Raw genomic sequence first — 1191 nt, forward strand, 5'->3', positions numbered from 1 at the left:
AGCACTAGTCAAAAATGCTACAACTGCTTTAAATTTATTTAGTTTAAATTGGTTCGTATAATGTATATTATGTTAAATATGATTTATTTTGACCAATTTATCTAATTTTTAATAGCCTCCATTACATGATGTCTTAACCTTTAAAATCCGTTTGATAAATAGAATTTTAACTTTTGACAACCAAAATAATATCACTACCAGGTAATGGCATTTTTAATATGTGTTTTTTTATTTTTCCCCAAATCTGCATTTCACAAGCTTTGCAATTAAATTTCAATAATAATTCTTCATTATTTTGCACGAGTTTCATAGGGGTTACTTTAGTTTTCACACCTTGGATCCCTTTAGCTTGCTTTGGACATAAATTAAACGCAAATCTTAAGCAATGCTTGGTTATCATTAATGGAGCATCATTTTTCACTTCATGGGCTTCATAAGCACTTTCAATCAATTCAACTCCATGCTGTTTATAGAATTCCCGCGCTTTGTGATTATAAACATTAGCCAAAAAATTCAGTTGTGTCTCTGGATAAATTGCGTTTGGACTTATTTCTGGTCTACGCACCTTGCGTTTATAATTGGTTAATCTTTCCACCGTAAGTCTGCTAATAACTTCCCGCCTTAACTGATTAAGTTGACTGTTGGGAATAAAATATACTGTCGATAATTTCATTTTTAGATCAGAAAGATAATACAGCGTATTGCCCAGTTTAGATAAATTTTCTTGAATATTCTTTAGCATTTTATCTGGCTGAGTAGCGGGTTCAAAATGGCCGTTGAGTGTTAATTCAACACTCATGCCCTCTTCGCTTCTTGCTTTTAATCTAATTCCATCAATACTGTTTTCGAGTTCAAATGAAACGCCAACACATCGTTTACTGGAATCTTTTAATAAACTTTGTTGCCATAAATGATCCAAATTTCGATTAACTGCATGCGGAAATTTAACAGAATAAAGGTGTTTAGGTACCTCATTAGGATAAATGCGGTAGTGATTTCCGGATATCTTTTCAACTTTGTCCGCTCTGAATCCGATAATATCACGTTGGATCAGTACATTAAGTCCATCACCATTACTTAATGTGTGTTCGCTTTTAATATCCAAAGTTTTTGAGGTCACTTTCGTGATTTCGCCAATTTGCTCTCCCAGGTATTTGGGCGAATCTATGGCTAATATATCGGGGTGTCTGC

The 1191-nt window shown here is 33.5% G+C and carries 1 protein-coding gene; it reads right to left on the reverse strand.

Translation table 11 applies throughout. From position 1 onward, the window contains the following. Window positions 1-166: 166 nt before the first annotated feature. The coding region (locus J3U13_RS11340; RefSeq protein WP_267342168.1) for a DUF3656 domain-containing protein at window positions 167-1191 on the reverse strand (1025 nt) is incomplete at its 5' end.

Origin of the sequence: Gilliamella sp. B2887 (genome assembly GCF_026537015.1) — a bacterium.
Taxonomy (GTDB): Bacteria; Pseudomonadota; Gammaproteobacteria; order Enterobacterales; family Orbaceae; genus Gilliamella.